We start from the raw sequence: 22,676 nt of genomic DNA, 5'->3' as shown, positions 1-22,676 counted from the left end.
TAGTGAGTAACCGACCCTGCCTATGAGGGTGGGCGGGGCGGTTATTGTTTACACTTTAGCATGAAAAAGAGAAATTTAACATTGGTGATTGTAGGTTTAGGATTGGCTTCAACAACGCTGCTGGGTTTTATGAGCGGCGCGGACGAAGTACAAACTAAAGAAGAATTGGGGCGCAAGCTGTTTTTCGATAACATTCTTTCAAAAGACCAAACCATCAATTGCTCATCATGCCACAACCCCGAATATGCTTTTGCCGATACCGCTACTTTTAGCCTTGGTATTGGTGGGAAGCGCACCGCGCGCAACTCGCCGGGATTAACCAATTTATCGGGCCGTACCCACTTTTTTTGGGATGGCCGCGCAGCCTCGTTAGAGGAACAGGCCCTTGGGCCAATTACATCGCCCGACGAGATGGGACTACCCATTACCGAGGCGGTTGAACGACTAAACAAAAACCAATTTTATGCAGACGCTTTTAAAAAAATATTTAAAGCAGCGCCGAATAAAGATAATTTGTTGAAAGCCATTGCGGCTTTTGAACGGACGCTGGAAACCAGTAACTCGCCTTATGACAGGTATATCAACGGCGATGATAATGCTTTAACGCCCGCCGCCGTGCGTGGTCGCAGTATATTTATTGGTAAAGGTAACTGTAACAACTGCCACTCGGGCGAGGACTTTACTGCCGACCGCTTTAAAAGCATTGGCTTATATAATGGCAAAAATTTAAATGATGCCGGCAGGTTTGCTATCACCAAAGACAGCACCGTGCTGGGCGAATTTAAAATACCCGGCCTGCGCAACGTAGCTGTTACCGCGCCATATATGCACAATGGGCAATTTAAAACCCTGCGCAGCGTGGTAGAGTACTACAACAACCCATCGGCCGTGGTAAAAGATAATATTAACCGTGATCTGTCGCTTGACAAGCCGCTTAACCTTAGCTCGCAGGAAATTGACGATGTGGTTGAGTTTTTAAAAGCGTTGACAGATGATCGCTTCGCCAAAAATATAAGCAAAAACTAAAATCTCCCCCAAACAGCAAACAACATACTCATGTGGCCCCAAAAAGGCTGCACGCAATACCCTATTGTTTAAACTTTAACCACAACAATCATGAAACGAACGATACTTTTCATATTATTTTTAAGCCTCCTATACGGGCAGCAGGTGCTAGCCCAGCAGGCCCGGCGCTTAACGGGCGTAGTAACATCGGCAGACGATAACCAGCCTCTGCCCGGCGTATCTGTAACCGTAAAAGGTACCACACAAGGCACCGTTACCAATACCGACGGTAGCTTTGAGCTGAATGTAACCGGCGGCCGCTACCTGGTATTTTCGCTGATAGGATCAGAAACACAGGAAATTTTTATTGACGGCATCCGTAAGTTTACGGTGGCCCTTAAGCCAAAAGGCGCGCAACTGGGCGATGTGCAGATCATCGGTTCGCGTAACGCTAACCGTACCAAACTCAACTCGGCTAACCCGGTTGATATTATCGATATCAAAGCCCTGCAGGAAACTACCCCGCAGGTAACCGTAACCCAATTACTGCAATATGTATCGCCATCTTTCCACTCATCAGTATCGGGCGGTGGCGATGCCGCTTCGGCTACTTCAACAGCGCAATTGCGTGGTTTAGGGGTTGATCAGCTATTGGTTTTGGTGAATGGTAAACGTCGCCATAAAAGTTCAAACATTAGCTGGGGCGGTTTAGGTAACGGCGCTACAGGCTATGACCTGAACGCTATTCCGACTGGCTCTATAGAGCGTATTGAAATATTACGCGATGGTGCAGCCGCCCAATACGGATCGGACGCTATTGCCGGGGTGATCAACATCGTTTTAAAGAAAACTACCGATCAGCTTACGTTAAACTCAACTGCCAGCGCACGCCGTCGTGGCGATGGTATAACCACCCGCACCAGCAGCAACTACGGTGTTAAGTTGGGCGATAAAGGAGGCTTTTTAAACGTTACCGGCGAGTTCGGTACGCAGGCGGTTTCATTGCCTGTCGGTAATAGCGAATCGGGTTTATATATAGGCCCTGCCTACGGTGGCGGTGCCAATACCCGTGGTTTCGACCAGATCTACACCAAAGAAATTGACGACGCCATCATCGCTTCGCGGGGCATTGATCGTCATTATTTCGATCAGCGCGGCAGCACTAATAAAGCCATTGACGGTTTACTGTCTTTTAACGCCGCGGTGCCTTTAAAGGAGGATGTGGAACTGTATTCGTTTGGTGGTATCAGTCACCGTAACTCGCAGTTTACCGCCGTGTACCGTTTGCCAGGTTGGACAGAGCGTAACAATACGTTCATTTATCCCGACGGTTTCCTGCCAGCAATGGATAATATTATTTCCGACAGGTCATTAGCCATCGGCTTAAAGGCTAAAGTGCGTGGCTGGAATGTAGATATATCCAATGTTTATGGCATCAATAGCTTCGGTAACGTCATCAGTAATTCGTTAAATGCCAGCTATGGTTTACGCACACCACGTAAGTTTGACGCGGGTAGCTACAGTGCCAGCCAAAATACCGGGAGTGTTGATTTCAGTCGTTATTTTGAGAAAGCATTAAAAGGTATTAACGTTGCCTTCGGCGGACAGTATCGCGTAGAAACCTACCAGATCACCGCGGGCGAAGAGGCATCATATGCTAAGGCAGATCTCCGCCAGATCTATGGCGTTGATACCACTTCGGGTGGTATACAATATGTTACTTCGGGTGGATTGACGCCGTTAAACGGTTTATCGCCGGGCTCACAAGTACACGCCGGTTTCAGGCCGAGTAACGAGGTGAATGTTAATCGCTCTATTTCCGCCGGGTATGCTGATGTGGAGATCAACGCTACCAACGCCTGGTTAGTGTCGGGTGCTGTTAGGGTGGAGAATTACTCTGATTTTGGAAGCGTATTCACTTATAAAGCTGCCACCCGCTACAAATTTTTCGATCAGTTAAGCATTCGCGGATCGATCAACACCGGTTTCCGTGCGCCTGATCTGGCACAGTTTTACTATACCGAAACATCAACCACTTTCCAAAACGGTGTAGCTATTGACCAGGTAACGGCCAACAACGTAAACCCGGCCACCAAGGCCCTGGGCATCCCAAGCTTAACGCCCGAGCGCTCAAAAGGCTACACACTGGGCTTAACATCGCAACCCATTCCCAATTTTGAGCTGACAGTTGATGCTTATAAAATTGACATCCGCGACAGGGTAGGAAACACAGGTCGTTTCTCCGCCAGCGACACCAACCTGCCTGCCGATGTGCGCGCGCTGTTTGTGGCAACAGGTACAGTACAAGCCAAGTTCTTTTACAATTCATTCAGCACCAGCACTCGTGGTGCCGAGCTAACAGGTAGCTATAAATACACTTTCCCTAACGGCGGCAAAGCGGCCTTATTGGTAGGCGCTAACTTTTTAGAGACCAAGCTTACTAACGTAAACACGCCAAAAGGCCTGGAGGCCTACAAAAACATCATTTTTGATGAGTCGGAAAAAGCGCGTGTCACCAATAACATCCCATCACGCAAAATTACATTGCAGGGAACCTATGCTATAAACAAGTTTAACTTCCTGTTGCGTTCGGTTTACTTTGGTTCGGTGGTATCGGTTTCTCAGCTTAACGCCAACTTCCCTAAGCCCGATTATTACTACCAAACCTTCAGCCCTATCTGGATAACTGATATTGCTATAGGTTATAAAGTGAACAAAAACCTATCAGCCACGGTAGGTGCAAATAACCTGTTCAACGTGCAAGGCGATTACAACATACCGGCACCGGGCAGCAACGTTACCCGTAACCCGGGCCCGGCGGGTGCGCAGGCCGGTACCAATACCGGTGCGCAGCCATTTGTAAGGTTGTCGGCTAAATTCTAATTATTTAAAAACTCGAGATCATGAACATTATTCATCATATCAAACAAAAACTACAAGAGCTAAAACTATTGCCGCAGGGCAAATACGCCTATTTTTTTGCCGGCGCAATACTATTTACAACCGCCTGCAAAAAAACCGAATACCTGGATTCTGACAATTCGCAACGCGACCCGTTAAGCGCCAAAGTGAAATTGGTTAACGCGCTAAACATTGCCGTACCCATTAACTTTTTAGATTTTACCCGGCAGATAAACACAACGGCCGTAACCCGTAACCAGGCTACCGCTTACCTTGACAGCCAGTTTGGTAAAGTGCAATACAATACCATAGAAGGAGTAAACACCAGCTACAAATCTTCGTACGTGTTTGGTGGTAGTGCAGGCTTTGTGCAGGAGAATGATAAGCAATCATTTTCAGGCCCTAACGGCCCGATTGCTACTTATTATCATACCCTGTTTACGGTTGATAAACGCAAGCCAAGCAAAATTAACTCGGGCAATCGTGATAGCTTGATATTGGTTTATGATGATTTAACTGCGCCTGCCGTAGGCAAAGCCAAGATCCGCTTCGCTAACTTCTCGCCCGATGCACCTGGCCTGAACTTTGGCGCGGCAGGCAGCGCGGCTACTTTTACTAATGTAGCATATGGCAGCTTCGGAGATCAACCGGTTATTACTTATGATGCAAGTGGCAAAGCGCCCGGCACTATACCGGGCTTAAGCTGGAAGACTCTAGGTCCGTTTAAAGAGGTGAACGCTACGGCAGGTGTTGCTTTTGAAGTGCGAAATGCCACAACAAACGCCTTAGTGCCGATAACAGGTACCACGTTAAACAGCGTTACTTTCCAGGCCGGTAAAATATATACGATATATATTAACGGTACCGTGGCGGCTGGTAACATTAGCGCTACCATCATACTGCATAACTAACAAATTACGTTGAATAGAAGCTGTTCCGTTGCTCCGTGGGAGTCCTTCGGACCATGGCGGGCAGCTTCTAAATCAACATGGACATTAAATATCCACCATGAAAAACAACAGCAGAAGAAAATTCATTACCGACGGTTCTATCGCCGCCGCCGCCCTTGCTTTGGGTACGCCATTAATTTTGAGTAGTGCCCGTGCGGCCGATGCGGGTAAGCCTGCAGCTTTTCAATTTAAGCAGGTGCCGTTACCGTTTAAATATGCCGACTTGGAGCCTCATATTGATGCGCTGACAAATGAGATACACTACACTAGGCATCATACCGCGTACATCAAAAACGTGAATGATGCCATAGTTGCCGAAAACATACCCTACACTACCGAGGCTGAGTTTTTTGCCAACGCGTCCAAGCTATCAGCAAAAGCACGTAACAACGCAGGTGGTGCCTGGAACCATAACTTTTTTTGGGAAAGCCTGCGCGCACCCGGAGGTGCCGGGCCACGGGGCGCATTGCTTGACGCGATATTAAGATCATTTGGATCTGTAGATAAATTGACTGAGCAATTCAACGCCGCTGCAGCTACACGCTTTGGCTCAGGATGGGCATGGTTAGTGGCCGATGGGGGTAAACTAAAGATTACTTCAACCGCGAACCAGGATAACCCGTTGTTTGATAATGCCGAGGTAAAAGGTACGCCTATCCTGGGTTTGGATGTTTGGGAGCACGCTTACTACTTAAAATACCAAAACCGTCGCCCCGAATACATCAGCAACTGGTGGAATGTTGTTAACTGGGATAAGGCGGCCCAACGTTTCGCTGCAGCAAAATGATTTAAAAAGCTTAGTATATAGGTAACCTAAAACAAAGCCGCGCAAGTTTAATTTGCGCGGCTTTTCTTGTTTAGATTTATATCACATAAAAACCATGTGTTCCATCCCGGCGCAATTGCTCAACAAGGCCGTACTCCCAGTCCAGGTAAGCCTGCATAGCATCGGGCGTGTTGTTGGTGCCTTCATAAGGGCGACGATACCTGTCAATTTGCGGGGATGCGAAACGCCCTGTTGAGACATCCGCTGTAGGCAAACCATCCACTATCCATGCTTCGGTGCCGCCGCTTAGCACATAAACTTTAGCGGCGGTAAGTTTTGATAATTCTTCTGCTGCAAATTGTGCCTGCAAGCCATCTGGCGAGGTAAGCACATATTTATCCGCCACAGGCACATTTTTTAAAGCATCTGCCAATTGCGAACGCAATATATACCATGCTCCTGCAATATGCTTTTTGCTATAATAAACTGCTGTCGCGAGGTCAATTATTTGTATGGACTGTTCTTCATCGATCCATTGTTCCAGTAAGCCCGGAGAGATAAGGCTTGATGCATTTAGTTCCGGTAGCTTTGGGATGTTTAGCGGGGCGGGGCCTTTTTCACCTCGTTCGCTGATGTTAAAATTATCTAATACATAGGTATCCCAATTCATTTGGGCTAGCCATGATGCGCTCATATTAGCGCGAACCTGTTCGTTATCAAACAACACAATCCTGGCACCACGCACAGGTGCATAGTGATCGGTTTCCTGTACCAGCTGCCCGCCGGGGGCTGAAAGGAAGCCTGGTAAATGGCCGGCGAGGTACTCCTCGGGGCTTCGTACATCAAAAAAATAGGTGGTAAGATTGTCATCGTCGGTCATAAGGTTTAACAGACAACTGTCAATACGTTTTACACCAGCGTTATCGGCTACTTGCCGACTAGCTTCAGCGGCTTCTTTCTTATTTGCTTCGTTTACAGATCCTATTTTACGTGCTTGCCCATGCTCAAGTGATTGACCAGCCAATGTCCAGCCGATAGTGCCGTTCCGCAAAGCGAAAACCTGGTTATTGATACCAGCATTAACCAGTGACTGTGTGCCGATGATACTGCGTGTACGACCGGCACAGTTTACGATGACGCGCGTTTGCGGATCGGGCGCTATTTCTTTAACCCGTAAAACCAATTCGGCGCCCGGTACACTGGTTGATGTGGGGATGCTCATGGTCTGGTATTCGTCAAAGCGTCGGGCATCCAGTATTACGATATTTTCTTTATTGTTTATCAGTTTTTGAACATCCTGTGCCGATAGGGAAGGTGTGTGCCTTTTAGCTTCTACCAGTTCGCCAAAAGCCTTGCTGGGCGAATTTACGTCAATAAATATCTCGCCGCCGGCAACTTCCCAGCCGTTGAGGCCTCCTTGCAAAAAGTTTACGTTTTTATAGCCTAGTTTAACCAATCTTTCAGCCGCTATGGCGGCCAGCCCTTCGCCGTCATCATAAACCACGATAGTTACATGACGGTTAGGGATGCGGTTGTACACATCGGTTTCAAGGCGCGATAGCGGTAAATTAGCAGCAAACAAAGGATGTGCTTCGGCAAATGGTGCTTCTTCACGTACATCCAGGATAACTATTTCCTGCCGTTCCAGCAAAAGTTTCCGGATATCGTGATAGCTTAGTTCGCCAATAGATATTACGACGGCGTCGGTCATGTAAGTCATAATTTATAGATCTTTCAAGTTAGGTGCTTCGGTATTAGTATAGCCTGAGATAAATGGTTTTTCGGTGCCATCTTCTAAAAATACGCTACGCTGCACTTTGCCTATGTTGGCGCCATAAACGTGTATGCTTATAGATACCTTATCATTAAAAGCGTTATTAACTTTATGCAGATCGCCCACGCTTGGCGATACGGCTTCAATATCACCCGGTAGCATTTTAACCGGTTCGCCATCTGTTATCAACGCGCCGTTTATATTGACATAGTTTTGCGAATATTCGGCGCCGCGCAACACACCTACCAGGCCCCAAACCGTATGGTTATGGATAGGGGTAACCTGTCCCGGTCCCCACACAAAACTTACTACGGAGTAGCGGTCGGCCGGATCGGCGTAGAGAAGGTATTGCTGGTAGAATTTGGGGTTGGGTTGCGCGTATTCTGCCGGCAGCCAGTCGTCATTTGCTATGAGCTGCTTTAATAAATCTTTGCCTTTACTCAATGTTTCGGCTTCGCTGTACCGTTTGTCGATCAATACAGTAAACTTGTCTACAAATGTTTTTAAGCTTGATAGTGGGTTGTATTGTGCCATAACATTTAAATTTTATTCGGTATAATCAAGGCTTTTGTTAAATGTATCCTGGGTAAAGCGTGTAGCAATTAAGCCAATAATAATGGTTGCTATACCTATGGAAGCCGCAGCGTTTATCAACCCTAAACTGCCTTTTACAGCTTCAAAAACAAAAGCGATAGGAATTAATGCTCCGCGGATAAAATTGGGTACCGTAATGGCCACAGTAGCCCGGTAGTTGGTGCCAAATTGCTCGGACGCGTTGGTAACCAGCATAGCAAAATAGCCGATGCCAAAACCGGCCAAGACATAGCGGAAATACAAGCCACTAATGCTTGCCGGCGGATAGTAAAAGAATATCAGCGTAGCTAATAAACTAAACGCATTGAACAGGTAAAACACAGCCTTACGGCTTTTTAATTGCTGACTGATCAATCCGCAAATCATATCGCCGCTGCAGAAACCCACAAAGCAGTACATCATTATGTAGCCGGTATTCAGCTTTTCGGTAAACCCTAATTCTTTGGCATACTCCGGGGCTATGGTGAGCAACAAGCCCAACACAAAGTAAGACGGCAGACCTACCAAAATAGCTTTACCATAGCGGCTAAATTTGCTCCATGATGTGAATATTTTGAAAAAATTACCTTTCTCCACATCACTGTTTTTGATATTGTTATACATGCCCGATTCAAACACGCCGACACGCAATAAAAGCAACAAGATGCCCATAACACCGCCAACTACAAAGGCAATGCGCCAATCAAACGCCTGGCCAACGTAACCGGCCACTATCGCGCCCAGCAAACCAACGCTTGCTACCACTGTAGCGCCCAATGTGCGTGTTTTTTTATCCATGGTTTCCATTACCATGGTTATTCCGGCACCCAGTTCGCCCGCTAGGCCAAAGCCTGCTATGAGGCGCAATGCCTGAAACTGCCAGATCTCGGTTACGAAGCCGTTCAATATGTTGGCGGTAGAGTAGATAATGATAGAGCCGAATAACACCGTTAAGCGTCCTTTTTTATCGCCGAGTATTCCCCAAAAAATACCACCTAAAAGCAAACCCGCTGTTTGGTAGTTTAACAAGCGCAGGCCTATTGACAGTGTGTCTGCATCCGGAACATTCAACGCCAGCAGGCTCTTTTTGCGCACCACGGTAAACAGCATCATATCGTACACATCAACAAAATAGCCCAGTGCTGATACGATGATGAGCAGGATATTGGTGCGTTTTCGAGTTTTACCGGCCGCCTGGTCAGCAGCCGGTTCTGTTTGTGTTGCTAGTTGCATGGCTTAGTTCTTTACAATTTTATCGCCCAGCAATTCGGCCAATTTTTTGCTCAGTTCTTCGCCGGCCAGGTTTTTGGCTATGATGTTGCCTTTGGGATCGATCAATACATTTGATGGCAAAGCCCGGAAACCATACAGTTTAGCGGCAGAGTTTTCCCAAAGATTCAGGTCAGATACCTGGGTCCAGTACAAGCCGAAATCCTTGATGCCTTTAAGCCATGCAGCTTTGTTTCTATCCAGCGATACGGCGAAGATGTCAAAACCTTTGTTTTTATATTTCTGATAGTTTTTAACCACGTTAGGGTTTTCGCGGCGGCATACCGGGCACCATGACGCCCAAAACTCCAGTAGTACATAGTTTTTACCCAGTTTGCTTTTAAGGCTTGTTTTTTTGCCGTTAACATCGGGCAAGGTAAAATCGATGGCTTTTGAACCCACAGGTGCTGTTTCAACCAGTTTATTCAGATCAACCACATACTGGGTTTCGTTCAATGTTGGATTAAGCAGGGCCAGGTTGTTTTTCAATTCCCCGGGCGATATGGCGCTCGAGTAAGTTCGATATAACACATATGGCGTTACTATGGATCCTGAGTTTTGCTTTACCAGGTCGCTTAGTTTAACATCTTTACTTTTACGGAACTGTGCATAAACATCGTTACCTGATGAGCCTGTAATTTTTGCGTTTTTAAAATGCTCAACCGTATCAAAAGCCACGGTAATCGGGCTTGCATTATCCAGGAATAATGACAGTGTTTGTTGGTCCGGGTGCTGCTGGCCCTCGCGTGCCGCAATAGCCGATGTATCAATCGCTAAACCGTATACCTCAGGCAATTTTAATTTTTTAGCGAAGCTGAATTTGCCATCAACCACTTTAGCCGAATCAATAACGTGAAAAGTGCGCAGGTGATAATTTTGCAGATAGATGGTTTTTGCGCCACCAGCCACAGTGCCGCTTATACTAACAGGTGCATTTTGCGCCTGTACCGAAGCGGCCTGGCCCAATACCAACAGCGCGCTTAATGAAACAAATAGGTTTTTCATGATCATTTCCGTTTTTTAGTTATATCCCAGGTTTTGAGTGATGGCGCCTTTGCTGGCTTGTATTTGGCTAACAGGTATAGGCAGTAATAATTTATTCAAGTCGGTAATACTTAACACCGTTTGCGCGCGCCCGGTACGCACCAAATCAAACCAACGGTGTGGCTCATACGCAAATTCAATGCGGCGCTCGTTTTCAATGGCAAATAATATTTCGTCCTGTGTTACGGCGGCAGTACCTGCCAGCCCCGAGCGGGTACGTACCGCATTAAGATCGGTTTTGGCATCGTTAAGTTTGGTAGCACCACCTTGTTTGGCGCGGGCCTCGGCGCGGATCAGGTACAATTCGGCAATGCGGATCAGGAAGCTTGGATCGGTTGCCGGGCTCCTGTAGTATAGGGTGCCATAGTAAAGGCCGGCTGCCGTTTTACCTACTAAAGTGCTGCGGTTACCACCAATTAATGGATCGGTAGCCAAGGCGATGAAGGCATTATTGGGTATCCATACCCTTGTGCCTCCCTGCTCGGGCGGGGCCCATGAGTTGCGGTGCGAGTTAGGGTATGTAGCGCTGTAAGATAGTTCGAATATCGACTCGGGTGTAGCTACCGCGTTGTTGGCCCAAAACGAATTGTAAGGCGCATTTAGCTTGTAATTATTGTCATTAATAATGGTTGTTGCATTCGCTTCCGCCTGCGCCCAATCGCCTTGATACAAGTAGTAACGGGCTTTTAATGCGATAACCGTGTTTTTGGTAACGCGTATACGGTTGATTGTGGCTGGCAACAATGGCTCGGCAGCGTTCAGGTCGCTTAAAACCTGCGCGTAAGTTTGTGCCAATGTGCTTCGGCCGATGCCATCTTTATCTGTAGCGGTTAGGGTAGGGGTCAGCACAATTGGTACGCCGCCCCAGGTGCGGGCAAGGTCAAAATAAGCCAGGGCGCGCACAAAGTAAGCTTCGCCTACCAATTGGTTTTTAAGCGCTGCGGTTAGTTTGGTGTCCGTTAATCCCGGTACCTTGGTGATTACGTGGTTAGCGCGGTTGATGGTGTTGTAAATAGCGTTCCAGGCAGAATTGATGGTGCCGTTATCGGACGTTACCGCGTGCGAGATAAATTGTGACGGATCTGTACCCGGTCCTGTACGTAATAAATTATCTCCCGACAGGTAACCTATTGATTGAAATGAAGTGCCGTAATAACCATCGCTGGCTAAGGCCCTGAACATGCCACGCACGGCGGTTTCGGCCGATGCTTTGTCAACTATAGTAAACTCATCCGAAACAGAGGCCTTCGGATTAACCTCCAGGAATTTTTTGCAGGACATGGCTGTTGAAGCCAATATAATTGCGGTGATATATGCAAGTAATTTATATGCTTTCATTTGCTTGTATGTTATAATGTCAGGTTAACGCCCAGTTGAAATGATCGTGGTTGTGGCGGGTTACAGAAATCGTTACCCAGCGTAAAGTTCGATTCGGGATCGAAGCCGGTGTAGTTGGTGCTTAGCCAAAGGTTTGAGCCTACAAAAAATACACGCAGCGCGTTGAAGTGCAGTCTCTCTAAAGTTTCCTTCGGGAAGGTATACCCAAGAGTTAAAGTTTTCAGGCGAATAAATGATCCGTCCTCTAAAACACGGGTAGTAGGGTCGAGCGTATAGTTTGTGCCAACGGTTGTTATGCGGGGCAGGTTGGTAATGTCTCCAGGTTTTTGCCAGGCTGTTTTTTGCGATTCGAAATACATCCTGTCTGCACGCGTACCGCCATTCTCGCCATAGGCCCGGTTTTGGTTGTAAACCGTATTTCCTTGCTGAAACGACAGGAACACACTGGCATCAAAATGCTTGTAGCGTAAATTATTGTTAAAGCCACCGGTAAATTTAGGCACAGCAGTGCCGATGATCTGTTTATCGGCCGCGGTTATTTTGCCGTCTTTATTATAATCTTCGTAAACAGCATTACCATTTGCCGGATCAACATATAATTGGCGGTAGGCGAAGAACGAATACATTGGCGAACCTTCCTGCAGGCGTAAAAAGCCATTGTCAATAGGTACCGGCAGCTTCTCTATTTTATTGATGTTAACTGCCGCGTTGAAGTTCGATTCCCAGCTAAAATTGGCAGTTTTAATATTTACCGTGTTAATGAGTAACTCAAAACCTTTGTTACTGATCTCGCCCGCGTTTGCGTAGTATGACGTAAAGCCGCTTATGTTTGGCACAGGTAATTGCAACAATACGTTAGTGGTATATTTACGGTAAGCATCAAAAGTTACGCTGATTCGGTTATCCAGAAACGCCGCGTCAACACCTAAACTGGTTTGCGTAGTTTTCTCCCATTTTAAATCTGGGTTACCTAGTTGTTGCGGAGCTGTGCCCGGTTTATCGCCGCCGCTAACAGCATCGGGGTAGCCGGCACCGCCGGCCCAAAGGCCTTGCGCGGCAAAGTCATTGATGCCTGCTTGATTACCGGTCGTACCAAAGCTGGCCCGTAATTTCAGGTCGCTTACCAGATTATTGTCTTTCAGGAAGTCCTCTTCCTTTAAACGCCAGGAAGCACCTACCGAAGGAAAATAGCCCCACTTGTTGTTCTTGCCAAAGCGGGATGAACCATCGGCACGTGCCGTTAACTCCAGGTAGTATTTGCTGGCATAGTTATAATCAATACGCGAAAAATAAGAAGACAGGTTAGCCTTGGTCCAGGTCTCCGTTGAGTTACGGTTGGCAGCTGCGGATATTAAGGTGTACGAGTTATTAGGGAAGTTGGTGCCGGTAGCGGTGGTGTTCTCCAGCAAATTGCTTTGCAAGGTATTTCCAACCAAAACACCAAAAGTATGGTTACCAAGTGTTTTACGGTACGATAGTGTTTGCTCATTTACCCACGATGTATTGGCAGTGATAGATGAGGTGGCTGATCCGTTGGTTGGGGCGGCACCTACCACGGTTTGGTCATTCCAGTACTGGCTCTCATTATAGTTATCGTAATCGACACCTATCGTGGTACGAAACTTTAAACCCGGGAGTATATCAACTTCGCCATAAATATTACCTATATAACGTAGGCTTACAGTATTGATAAAGTTATTGTTGATCAATACGTCCACATTATCAAAACCGCCCCACAGCGCAGGTGAGCCATCGGCATTGGTTTTAGGCAGGTTAGTTGCTGTTAATAAGGCCGATTGAAATATACCCCTTGGCGTACTACCTGCTATCAGCTGATTGCGGTACGAGCGTGATAAACCGTTGCTTAAACCAACCGTAATTTTATCGCCCAGTTTTTGGTCGAAATTGAATTTAACGCTGGCGCGACTAAAATATACAGGTTTAATAGTCGCATCCTGGCGCGTAAAGTTACCACCCAGGTAATATTTGGTTTCGGCATTGCCGCCTTGTAATGATACGTTGTAATCACGCAGCGAAGCTGTACGGAAAACATCGCTAAGGCGGTCATAAGTTTTTTGTTCCTCAGGTAAACCGCGGCCACCCTCAGCTACAGGGCGATAAGGACGATTGGCAAAAGTTTGATTCAATGCCGGGTTATCAATACCCGAGTTTATCCAGGCGGTGTTTACAAAAGCGGCATTCTCCGGGCCTGATACCAGATCCCACAAACGGCTTTTATCTACAGCCGCGAAACCCTGCAGTACACTGAAATTAACCTTGGGCTTTGAGTTGTAATTTCCACGTTTGGTAGTGATGATGATAACACCATTCGCACCGCGAGACCCGTAAATGGCTGTTGCGGTAGCGTCTTTCAGTACCTCCATACTTTGAATATCGTCCGGGTTAATATCAGCAATGGCTGATGTTTGCATGCCGCCCATGCTGGCCGTTTGTAAACTGGTGCTATTTATAAATACACCATCAACAATATACAACGGCGTATTGCTGGCGTTGATGGATGTGGTGCCACGCACACGCACAAAAGTATTTTCACCGGGCGTACCGGTGTTAGAGTTAATTTGAACGCCCGCGGCACGCCCTTGTATCTGGGCATCTAAACTGGCAGCCGGGTAAGTTTTAGTATCGGCACCGCTTATTTTCGATACAGAACCCACCAGATTTTTGCGTTGCTGAGTGCCGTAGCCTACAATAACTACATCGTTTAGCTGTGTGTTTATTTGTTTAAGGCCTATTTCGATCGGGCTGCCGTTAGCAACTATTTCCTGTTTTTCGTAACCTATAAAACTTACCAAAATAGTGTAAGGAAATTTTTGACCGGTAAGTAGCGTAAACTTTCCGTTGATATCTGTACCGGCCGAATTGGTAACTCCTTTAATGCTTACGACAGCGCCAGGTAGAGGCTCTTTGGTAACAACATCAATAACACGACCGTTTAAGGTTGAATTCACGGTTGGCGCATTTTGAGCCAGCGCGCTAAAAGGTAAAAATATTAGAAGTAGAAATTTAAAAAGCGGGAGCGGTATACGTAATGATTTGTCATGGATATGTATTTCCATATATTTGAATGGTTTTATTAATAATTCATTTTGTTGATAAAACTCTGGATGAAGATCAGCGAGTGATTGGCGTTACGCAGCTGATGCTTCATTACACGAACCGGCGAGGCTTCCTCGCCGGTTTTTTCGTTAAAGACAGTTGTGTGGCATTATTATTTGAGAGGTGTTAGGAGTAAACAATAGAGTACATGTATAAACACGTTATTAATTACGTTTTTTGAAACAGCTAATTGTTGCTTAGCAACAACAACAAAACATAGCACCATGCCGACGCGTAGGGCAGAGGGATTTTCCGCTAATTTTAGAAAAAATATGGTGGACTAGTTCCATTTCGTTGCAAAAATAGTTATAAGAATAATAACTACCAAATCTATAGGATAAATATATTTATTTTAAGAGTTTACGAAGAGTGTGATAGGTTCAGATGGTCGAAAATATATTTGAATTATCGTTTTATCTTATCGATTTATGATGGGGGAGACTTACCCTTACGTTGATGGTCCGCCTAAAGCGATCACAATAGTAGTCTCATAAGGACTTTTATCTTACAATTGGACAATGTAAAATAAGGACAGCATAAACAGGCAAGTAGTTGCTTGTCTAATGGCGATCGCTGGCGATTAAGATAACCATCAGGTTAATACTCTTTGTGCACTTTCAGATGAATCCAAATCATGACAATAGAATAATATTATTAATTCGGTAGTGTCTAATAGGGCTTCTCGCGTAATATTTAAAGGTTATTTTGAGTGCCTGAAAATGTTATTTAGGGTAAACAACAGCTGTGTCATTAAAATACTTCCAAATATGATGGTCGAATCCCGTATATAAGAAATTATAATGTGAGCTGATCTGTAGACCTTCAGGTTGGTTTTTGAGAATTATATCTACTTAATTTGTTGTAGTTCAATTGTTTAATTTTACAAGTGCTTGCCTTTACACTGTCATATCCAATCGCTTAAACAATCTTGAGGTAACAGAAAAAAGAAAGGCAGTCACGATCTAACGTAACTGCCTGTTTCTGAGGTAGCGGGAGCAGGACTCGAACCTACGACCTTCGGGTTATGAGCCCGACGAGCTACCAACTGCTCCATCCCGCACTGTGTTTATTTTATATTAACATAACGGTCATAAACCCGAAATGTTTGTTTCCAATATTAAAAAAGCAATTTGTGCTCCCGTTTTATTGGACTGCAAAGATATAATTCGTTTCTTTGCAGTCCAAATAATATTTTAATTTTTTTTCAATGGCGCATAAAGCAGGTTTTGTAAGCATAATTGGTAAGCCAAACGCGGGTAAGTCAACCCTGATGAACGCGTTGGTGGGCGAAAAGATGTCTATCATCACCCCTAAGGCCCAAACCACCCGACACCGTATACTGGGTATTGTGAATACGGATGACTACCAGATCGTGTTTTCAGACACGCCTGGTATCATCAAACCACACTATGCCCTGCACGAAAGCATGATGCACCAGGTAGAAGGTTCAATAGTTGATGCCGACCTGATTTTACTGGTTACGGATATTTACGAGGAATACGACGAACAAGATGTCCTGAAAAAAATTGCCGGTTCACTAGCACCGCTTTGCGTGCTGATCAATAAAATTGATCAAAGCGACGAGGAGACAGTTAAAAAGAAAGTTGAATACTGGCAGCAGAAGTTAAATCCTAAAGCTATCTTCGCTATATCTGCCCTGCATGAGCATAACGTTACCGCGGTAATGAACTTTGTGATTGAAAACCTGCCCGAGCATCCGGCCTATTACGAGAAGGATGCGTTGACAGACCGTAACGATCGCTTCTTCGCTTCGGAAATGATACGTGCGCAACTGCTTAAACAGTATAAAAAAGAGATACCATACAGCTGCGAAGTTATTGTAACCGCTTTTGTGGAAGGTGATACCTTACACCGCATCAGCGCCGAGATCATTGTGGAGCGCGATTCGCAAAAAAATATAATTATTGGCGAAGCTGGTAAAATGCTGAAAATAGTAGGCACCTACGCCCGCCGCGATATGGAGGAGTTTTTTCAACGCAAAATATTCCTGGAAATGTTTGTGAAAGTTATACCCGACTGGCGCAGCAAAAAAAATTACCTGAAAAAATTTGGGTACGAATAGGAGAGGCAAGAATCAAGAACCAAGAATCAAGATTCGGGCACACAAAATTTTAGAATAAACGTATATTAGAGTGAAGGTAGATAGAGGCCGTTAAGCCTTGATTCTTGTCTCTTGACTCTTGAATCTAACAAACGCATGAGTAACATAGTAGCCATAGTTGGCCGCCCGAACGTAGGAAAGTCAACCCTGTATAACCGATTGACCGAGACCCGTAAAGCCATTGTTGACGACTTTAGCGGCGTTACCCGCGATAGGCACTACGGTGTTTCTGAATGGTTGAAACATAAATTTACTGTAATTGATACCGGTGGCTATGTAGCAAACTCGAACGATGTTTTTGAGGCCGCTATACGCGAGCAGGTGGTGATTGCTATTGAAGAGGCCAGCGTTATTTTATTTGTGGTTGATGTTACTACAGGTGTTACCGACCTTGATGATGAAATTGCAAATCTGTTACGCAAAGGTAACAAGCCGGTGTTTGTGGTAGTTAACAAAGTTGATAATAACAAACAACAGATTGATGCTACCGAGTTTTACAGCCTGGGCTTAGGCGAAATCTACAACATCTCATCCATGACCGGATCTGGTACCGGCGAATTGCTGGATGAAGTGGTTAAGCATTTTGAGGATGAGGAACTGGAAGAAAACACCAGGCCTAAATATGCCATTGTTGGTCGCCCTAACGTTGGTAAATCGTCGATCATCAATTCGTTGATAGGTAAAGACAGGAATATAGTTACCCCGATTGCCGGCACCACGCGCGATTCTATCCACATACATTATAACCAATATGGTCATGATTTTATGCTGATAGATACTGCGGGTATGCGCAAAAAAACCAAGGTAAAAGAGAACATCGAGTTTTATTCGGTAATGCGTACCATCAAGGCATTAGAGGAGGCGGATGTAGTGATACTGATGATTGACGCTGTAGAAGGTTTGGAATCACAAGATATCAACATATTTCATCTGGCCGAGAAGAATAAAAAAGGCGTGGTAGTGGTGGTTAACAAATGGGATTTGATTGAAAAGAACAACAAAACCACCAAGGTTTTTGAAGACATGATCAAGCAAAAACTACAGCCATTTACCGATGTGCCAATTATATTTACATCAGTAACCGAAAAGCAGCGCGTTTTAAAAGTAATTGATGCCGCTAACCAGGTTTATGAAAATCGCGCCCGCAAAATACCTACTTCAAAATTAAACGAGGTAATGCTGGAGGTTATTGAAAAATACCCACCGCCATCAACTAAAGGTAAATACGTTAAAATTAAATACGTAACGCAAATAGCAGGCACATCGCCAATGTTCGCGTTCTTCTGCAACCTGCCGCAATATGTTAAAGAGCCTTACTATCGCTTCATTGAAAATAAGCTGCGTGAAAATTTTCAACTAACCGGTGCGCCTGTGCAGGTTTGGTTTAGACAGAAGTAACCTCAATCGTTTCAGATTTAAATAACAAGCCCTTAGACACTCTCTAAGGGCTTTATTATTATAATTTGTAAATAAAAAATATTCTTCGCGCTCCGAATTGGTTATATTATTAAGTTAGCATTAAAATTAATCAAGCCTAACCAAAATAAAGAAACCTGATGGACGAGCACAATTATCAACAGCGCACAACGGTGGACTACGATAACCTGCAAAATGCAAGACTTGATAGGCGGGAAACCAATGCATTTGTTGGTTTTAAAGCAGCACTGCTGTTACTATGGACAATAATATTTATTTTCAGATATTTTGTTCATCACCTTGCAGAACGTGATTTTGTTTACACTATTGCGCTGTATTTTGCGCCGATTACGGCATTCCAGGTTTTATCAGGATATGTTGGGCTAATTAGCTACGGCTTATTTTTTACAGGATCGGAGCGCAGGAGCGCTAAGAGGCGGTATTTTATTAAAAAATCTATCATCTGGACAATAATTTTGCTCCCGGTGGCATATTATGTTAAAGGTTATTTCGAAGATGTTAAACAACACCCGCATATAGATCCCGTTTATCGTGATACAATAATGGCTAAAATGCATGTTGGTGATAGTTTGTTTATATCAGCTAATGCAATAAAAAATAGTTCTGTTGATGTTTATTATTGCGTACGGCCTATCACACAAGTGGACATTGATCAAATGAAAATATCAAAGCATGAAAAAGCAAAGCTTTCGCTGTTATTAGATACCAATGCTTATCCGGAATACCCGCAGTATGGATTGATAACAAAAGAAGAAGTTTTTAAAAATGAAAGTGGATATCTAGGCACATTTGTGAATGCAGAACCTGAGGGGCACAAAAATACTGAAGATTTTGGCTACGCTTTTGTAGAGGTTAAGATAGATTGGAAATATTATAAAAATAGTCCACTTAGTGCTTTGTTGCCCATGCCCGATAATTACATTGCTACAAAACGATACTTTGTACGAAGGGAAGATTTGTCGATCAGGGACTCTATAAAAGCTGTGTTTGACAAACAATAGCTATCGCATAGGTTGTACGTATTGCTTAATATTTTTAAGGCCAGATCGTGTGGATCCAAATCTATCTGATATTGTCTGAATAAAAAAGTAACAGGTAAACGGGCATATGCGCATCTACGAATGTTTACATTAATCAATCGCTTCCACCGCTTTTTTCAGCGCGACATCACCTTCGTTTAGTGCACGGTAATAAGCATTATCTCCCCATTTAAAGCGGGCTGCTGCTGCTTTGAGCTGAACTTTTACGTTTTGGCGCGATGCGGCAAGTTCGTTTACGTTAATGTCGCCAAGTTTCGGGGTAGCGTATTGCACCAGTTGGTTAACTTCGGCATCGCTTACAGCATATTGTTTAACAAAGCTGTCGCTATCAGCATAATTGTTTAACACGGGCTGCAGGCGGTCAACCACATAAGCAATCAATAATTGTTGTTTTATAAGGTTATGTATAAACCAGGTATTTTGGTTGCTATCCGCCGGTACAAAAATATCGGGCATTATGCCGCCGCCGCTAAATACCCGCCTGCCGGTACGGGTATGGTAGTTATTTTGGTTGTTAAAAATGCTATCCTTTAAGTTGTTTTCTGCCGAAAATAGCTCGCCTTTACGCATACGTTCAGCCAACTCATTGCGGTAGTTTTCTACACCGTTTTTGTAAGTTTTTTGTATTGATCTGCCGGATGGTGTATAGTAACGCGCCACGGTAAGGTTAACTGCCGATCCGTCTTCAAATCCAAACTGCTCCTGCACCAGGCCCTTACCAAACGATCGGCGACCAATGATTACCGCGCGATCCAGATCCTGCAACGCACCGGCTAAAATCTCGCTTGCCGAGGCTGAATATTCATCTATCAATACCGCTAATTTACCTTGTTGGAAGTTGCCCGAGTCGGTAGCAAAATAGTCGGTACGCGGTTCGTGTAAACCTTTGGTAAATACAATGAGCTGCTTCTTGGTTAAAAACTCGTCGGCAAGGCTGGTAGCAGTGTTTAAATAGCCACCGCCATTGCCGCGTATATCCAGCACCAGCTTTTTCATGCCGTCATCTTTTAGGCCAACCAAAGCTTTGCGGAAATCGGTATCGGTAGTTGAGGCAAATTTGCCTATTTTAATGTAGCCTGTTTCATTATTGAGCATATAGGCCGCATCCAAACTGCTAAGCTCAACATGGCCGCGTTTGATATTGTAATATTTAAGTGTTTTGCCGCCTGCAGGTAATACCGCAAAAAACACCGGAGAGTCTTTAGCGCCACGAAACTTTTTGCTTATGGCTTCGGTAGTTAAGCCCGCGCCCGAAAACTTTTCGTGATCAACTTCAATAATACGGTCACCTGCTTGTATGCCTTGTTTGGCAACAGGGCCGTCAGCATATACCCGGCTAATCACTATCGTATCGCGAAGTAAAGTATATTCAATACCCAGGCCGTTAAAGCTGCCTTCTAAACGTTCGTTAACAGCTAATGCTTGTTGTGGCGGAAGATAAATAGAATGTGGATCAAGGTTTTGTAGTAATCCATTTACGGTAACGCCCTCAATACTATCCACGTCAACCGAATCAACGTAATTGCTGCGCACCAGGTTCAATACTTTTGAAACCTTATCATTGCCAGAAGAAAAACTTACGCTGCGACCGGGAAAGCCATTGTCGCTTATAAGCAAACCAATGGTTACGCCTAAAAGCACCAGTATAGCCGACCTGAATATTATGCCCGTAGTTTTCTTCATAGTGTGTATAACACACAAAGTTACGTATTTACGCGCATAGGTGTGCATTTTGTTATACCAATAATCAAACCATATAATATTTTTTACCCAATTTTGTCAAATAACACATCAATATGCAAAACACTACCGAAAAGGATTCAAACTATACCGATCTGGATAAGATGAGCGTAGGCGAGATCCTTCAAAATATTAATCGCGAAGATCAAACCGTTGCCCTGTCTGTTCAAAAAGCTTTGCCGCAAATAGAAAAACTGGCTACCGCAGTTGCCGAAAAAATGAAAACCGGAGGCCGTTTGTTTTACATTGGCGCAGGCACAAGCGGCAGGTTAGGTGTTGTTGATGCTTCGGAATGCCCCCCAACTTTTGGTGTTCCGTTTGACCTGGTGGTAGGTATTATAGCCGGTGGCGATGGTGCCATACGCAAAGCCGTTGAATTTGCCGAGGATGACGACCAGCAAGCCTGGAAAGACCTGCGTGTTTATGACATTAACGATAAAGACGTAGTGGTAGGCATAGCCGCATCGGGCCGTACCCCTTACGTTATTGGTGGACTAAATACTGCTAACGAAAATAATTTGATAACCGGATGCGTTGTTTGTAACAGCGGCAGCCCGGTAGCCGCGGCAGCACAGTTTCCGGTTGAAGTGGTAACCGGTCCGGAATTTTTAACCGGCAGCACCCGCATGAAAGCAGGCACCGCGCAAAAACTGGTGTTAAACATGTTAACCACATCGGTAATGATACAGCTGGGCAAGGTAAAAGGCAACAAAATGGTGGATATGCAACTATCAAACCATAAACTGGTTGACCGCGGCACCAAAATGGTAATGGCCGAAACAGGGCTTGATGAAGCGACCGCTAGCAAACTACTAACAGAACAAGGCAGCGTGCGTAAAGCAGTAGATGCTTACCAGGCAGGAAAGTGATGTGCAGATGCGTGTATATGCAGATGTGCAAATGAAGGGGAATTAATAAAACAATAACATCAAGAAAATCTGCACATACGCACATTTGCATATCTGCACATTAAAATACAATGCACGAGATAGAACCATATTACAAATGGCGCGATGACTACATAGCAGCAGAGGACGAATATTCGCCTTTTTATGCTACGCAGTATAGTGAATTTGAGTTTGATAAGCAGGTGTACAATTATTTGCTGCACCCGCAATGGGATTCGTTTGGCTCGAACACGCTTTATTTAAAAGTGCTGTATGCTGATTACGATAGGGGGTATGCCATAATTGAATTTATCGGCGAATGGAACGACGCGATCAATAACGACATTATGCTACTTAAGCGCGAGATCATTGAGTTGATGACCGATAACGGCATTAATAAATACATACTGATAGGTGAGAACGTGTTGAATTATCACTCGTCAGACGATTGCTACTATGAGGAATGGTTTCAGGATGTGGAGGATGGCTGGATAGCCGGAATTAATTTCCGCGAGCATGTGATAGAGGAGTTTAAGCGCAACAACATCGACTACTACATCAACTTTGGTGGCGAACTGGACGAGATGAACTGGCGCACCTCAAAACCCCTGCAATTTTTTAAACGGGTAGAGGAGCAGTTGACGAAGAGACTTAATTAGTAGAACCAAGAGTCAAGAATCAAGAGCCAAGATTACACTGTCTTGATTCTTGGC

16 protein-coding genes and 1 tRNA gene are annotated in these 22,676 nt (G+C 44.9%); 9 read left to right on the top strand and 8 right to left on the bottom strand.

What is annotated here, in order from left to right; genetic code table 11:
- Positions 1-60: 60 nt before the first annotated feature.
- The 4 genes from AC59JT_RS13235 (at position 61) to AC59JT_RS13220 (ending at position 5,643) form a co-directional block, all read left to right on the top strand.
- A complete protein-coding gene (locus AC59JT_RS13235; RefSeq protein WP_497399641.1) occupies positions 61-1,026 on the top strand; it encodes a cytochrome-c peroxidase in 966 nt (321 codons plus the stop codon).
- A 90-nt stretch (positions 1,027-1,116) separates the two neighbouring features.
- A complete protein-coding gene (locus AC59JT_RS13230) occupies positions 1,117-3,888 on the top strand; it encodes a TonB-dependent receptor (RefSeq protein ID WP_497399639.1) in 2,772 nt (923 codons plus the stop codon).
- A 20-nt stretch (positions 3,889-3,908) separates the two neighbouring features.
- On the top strand, positions 3,909-4,817 hold the full coding sequence (locus AC59JT_RS13225) for a hypothetical protein (RefSeq protein ID WP_497399637.1): 909 nt from the start codon (positions 3,909-3,911) through the stop codon (positions 4,815-4,817).
- A gap of 97 nt (positions 4,818-4,914) precedes the next feature.
- On the top strand, positions 4,915-5,643 hold the full coding sequence (locus tag AC59JT_RS13220) for a superoxide dismutase (RefSeq protein ID WP_497399635.1): 729 nt from the start codon (positions 4,915-4,917) through the stop codon (positions 5,641-5,643).
- A gap of 76 nt (positions 5,644-5,719) precedes the next feature.
- On the opposite strand, the gene AC59JT_RS13215 is transcribed toward AC59JT_RS13220, so the two are convergent.
- The 7 genes from AC59JT_RS13215 to AC59JT_RS13185 all read right to left on the bottom strand — a co-directional run bounded on the left by AC59JT_RS13215 (position 5,720) and on the right by AC59JT_RS13185 (position 15,797).
- Positions 5,720-7,333, bottom strand: a complete 1,614-nt coding sequence (locus AC59JT_RS13215) for a rhodanese homology domain-containing protein (RefSeq protein WP_497399633.1) — start codon at positions 7,331-7,333, stop codon at positions 5,720-5,722.
- 12 nt (positions 7,334-7,345) lie between these two features.
- Entirely contained in the window at positions 7,346-7,930 is a 585-nt protein-coding gene (locus AC59JT_RS13210; protein WP_497399631.1) for a cysteine dioxygenase family protein, read from the bottom strand.
- A 12-nt stretch (positions 7,931-7,942) separates the two neighbouring features.
- A complete protein-coding gene (locus AC59JT_RS13205; protein ID WP_497399629.1) occupies positions 7,943-9,202 on the bottom strand; it encodes an MFS transporter in 1,260 nt (419 codons plus the stop codon).
- Between the two features lie 3 nt (positions 9,203-9,205).
- Positions 9,206-10,243 carry a redoxin domain-containing protein gene (locus AC59JT_RS13200; protein ID WP_497399627.1) on the bottom strand — a complete coding sequence of 346 codons (1,038 nt, stop codon included), beginning with the start codon at positions 10,241-10,243 and terminating at the stop codon, positions 9,206-9,208.
- 15 nt (positions 10,244-10,258) lie between these two features.
- Positions 10,259-11,620 (bottom strand): RagB/SusD family nutrient uptake outer membrane protein, encoded by a 1,362-nt coding sequence (locus AC59JT_RS13195; protein WP_497399625.1) that lies wholly within the window; start codon positions 11,618-11,620, stop codon positions 10,259-10,261.
- 11 nt (positions 11,621-11,631) lie between these two features.
- Positions 11,632-14,697, bottom strand: coding sequence for a SusC/RagA family TonB-linked outer membrane protein (locus AC59JT_RS13190; RefSeq protein WP_497399623.1), 3,066 nt, complete (start codon positions 14,695-14,697; stop codon positions 11,632-11,634).
- Positions 14,698-15,724: 1,027 nt separating this feature from the next.
- A tRNA-Met gene (locus AC59JT_RS13185) sits at positions 15,725-15,797 on the bottom strand.
- A gap of 147 nt (positions 15,798-15,944) precedes the next feature.
- On the opposite strand from AC59JT_RS13185, the gene era reads away from it, so the two are divergent.
- From era to AC59JT_RS13170, 3 genes are all read left to right on the top strand, one after another.
- Positions 15,945-16,820, top strand: a complete 876-nt coding sequence (gene era / locus AC59JT_RS13180; protein WP_497399620.1) for a GTPase Era — start codon at positions 15,945-15,947, stop codon at positions 16,818-16,820.
- Positions 16,821-16,955: 135 nt separating this feature from the next.
- The gene (gene der, locus AC59JT_RS13175; RefSeq protein WP_497399616.1) at positions 16,956-18,257 is read left to right on the top strand and encodes a ribosome biogenesis GTPase Der; all 1,302 of its coding nucleotides are present in this window, start codon (positions 16,956-16,958) and stop codon (positions 18,255-18,257) included.
- A 158-nt stretch (positions 18,258-18,415) separates the two neighbouring features.
- On the top strand, positions 18,416-19,297 hold the full coding sequence (locus AC59JT_RS13170; RefSeq protein WP_497399613.1) for a hypothetical protein: 882 nt from the start codon (positions 18,416-18,418) through the stop codon (positions 19,295-19,297).
- Between the two features lie 129 nt (positions 19,298-19,426).
- On the opposite strand, the gene AC59JT_RS13165 is transcribed toward AC59JT_RS13170, so the two are convergent.
- A complete protein-coding gene (locus AC59JT_RS13165) occupies positions 19,427-21,019 on the bottom strand; it encodes a S41 family peptidase (protein WP_497399610.1) in 1,593 nt (530 codons plus the stop codon).
- A gap of 113 nt (positions 21,020-21,132) precedes the next feature.
- Between AC59JT_RS13165 and murQ the strand changes: the two genes are divergently transcribed.
- Together murQ and AC59JT_RS13155 are read left to right on the top strand one after the other, a co-directional pair.
- Positions 21,133-21,945 (top strand): N-acetylmuramic acid 6-phosphate etherase, encoded by an 813-nt coding sequence (gene murQ, locus AC59JT_RS13160; RefSeq protein ID WP_497399608.1) that lies wholly within the window; start codon positions 21,133-21,135, stop codon positions 21,943-21,945.
- Positions 21,946-22,055: 110 nt separating this feature from the next.
- Complete coding sequence (locus tag AC59JT_RS13155; protein WP_497399604.1) at positions 22,056-22,622, top strand: hypothetical protein; 567 nt, start codon at positions 22,056-22,058, stop codon at positions 22,620-22,622.
- The last annotated feature ends 54 nt before the right edge of the window (positions 22,623-22,676 follow it).

This window comes from Mucilaginibacter sp. A3364, from assembly GCF_059690715.1.
The sequence above is the reverse complement of the archived record's forward strand: the minus strand, read 5'-3'. Positions and strand labels throughout refer to the sequence as shown.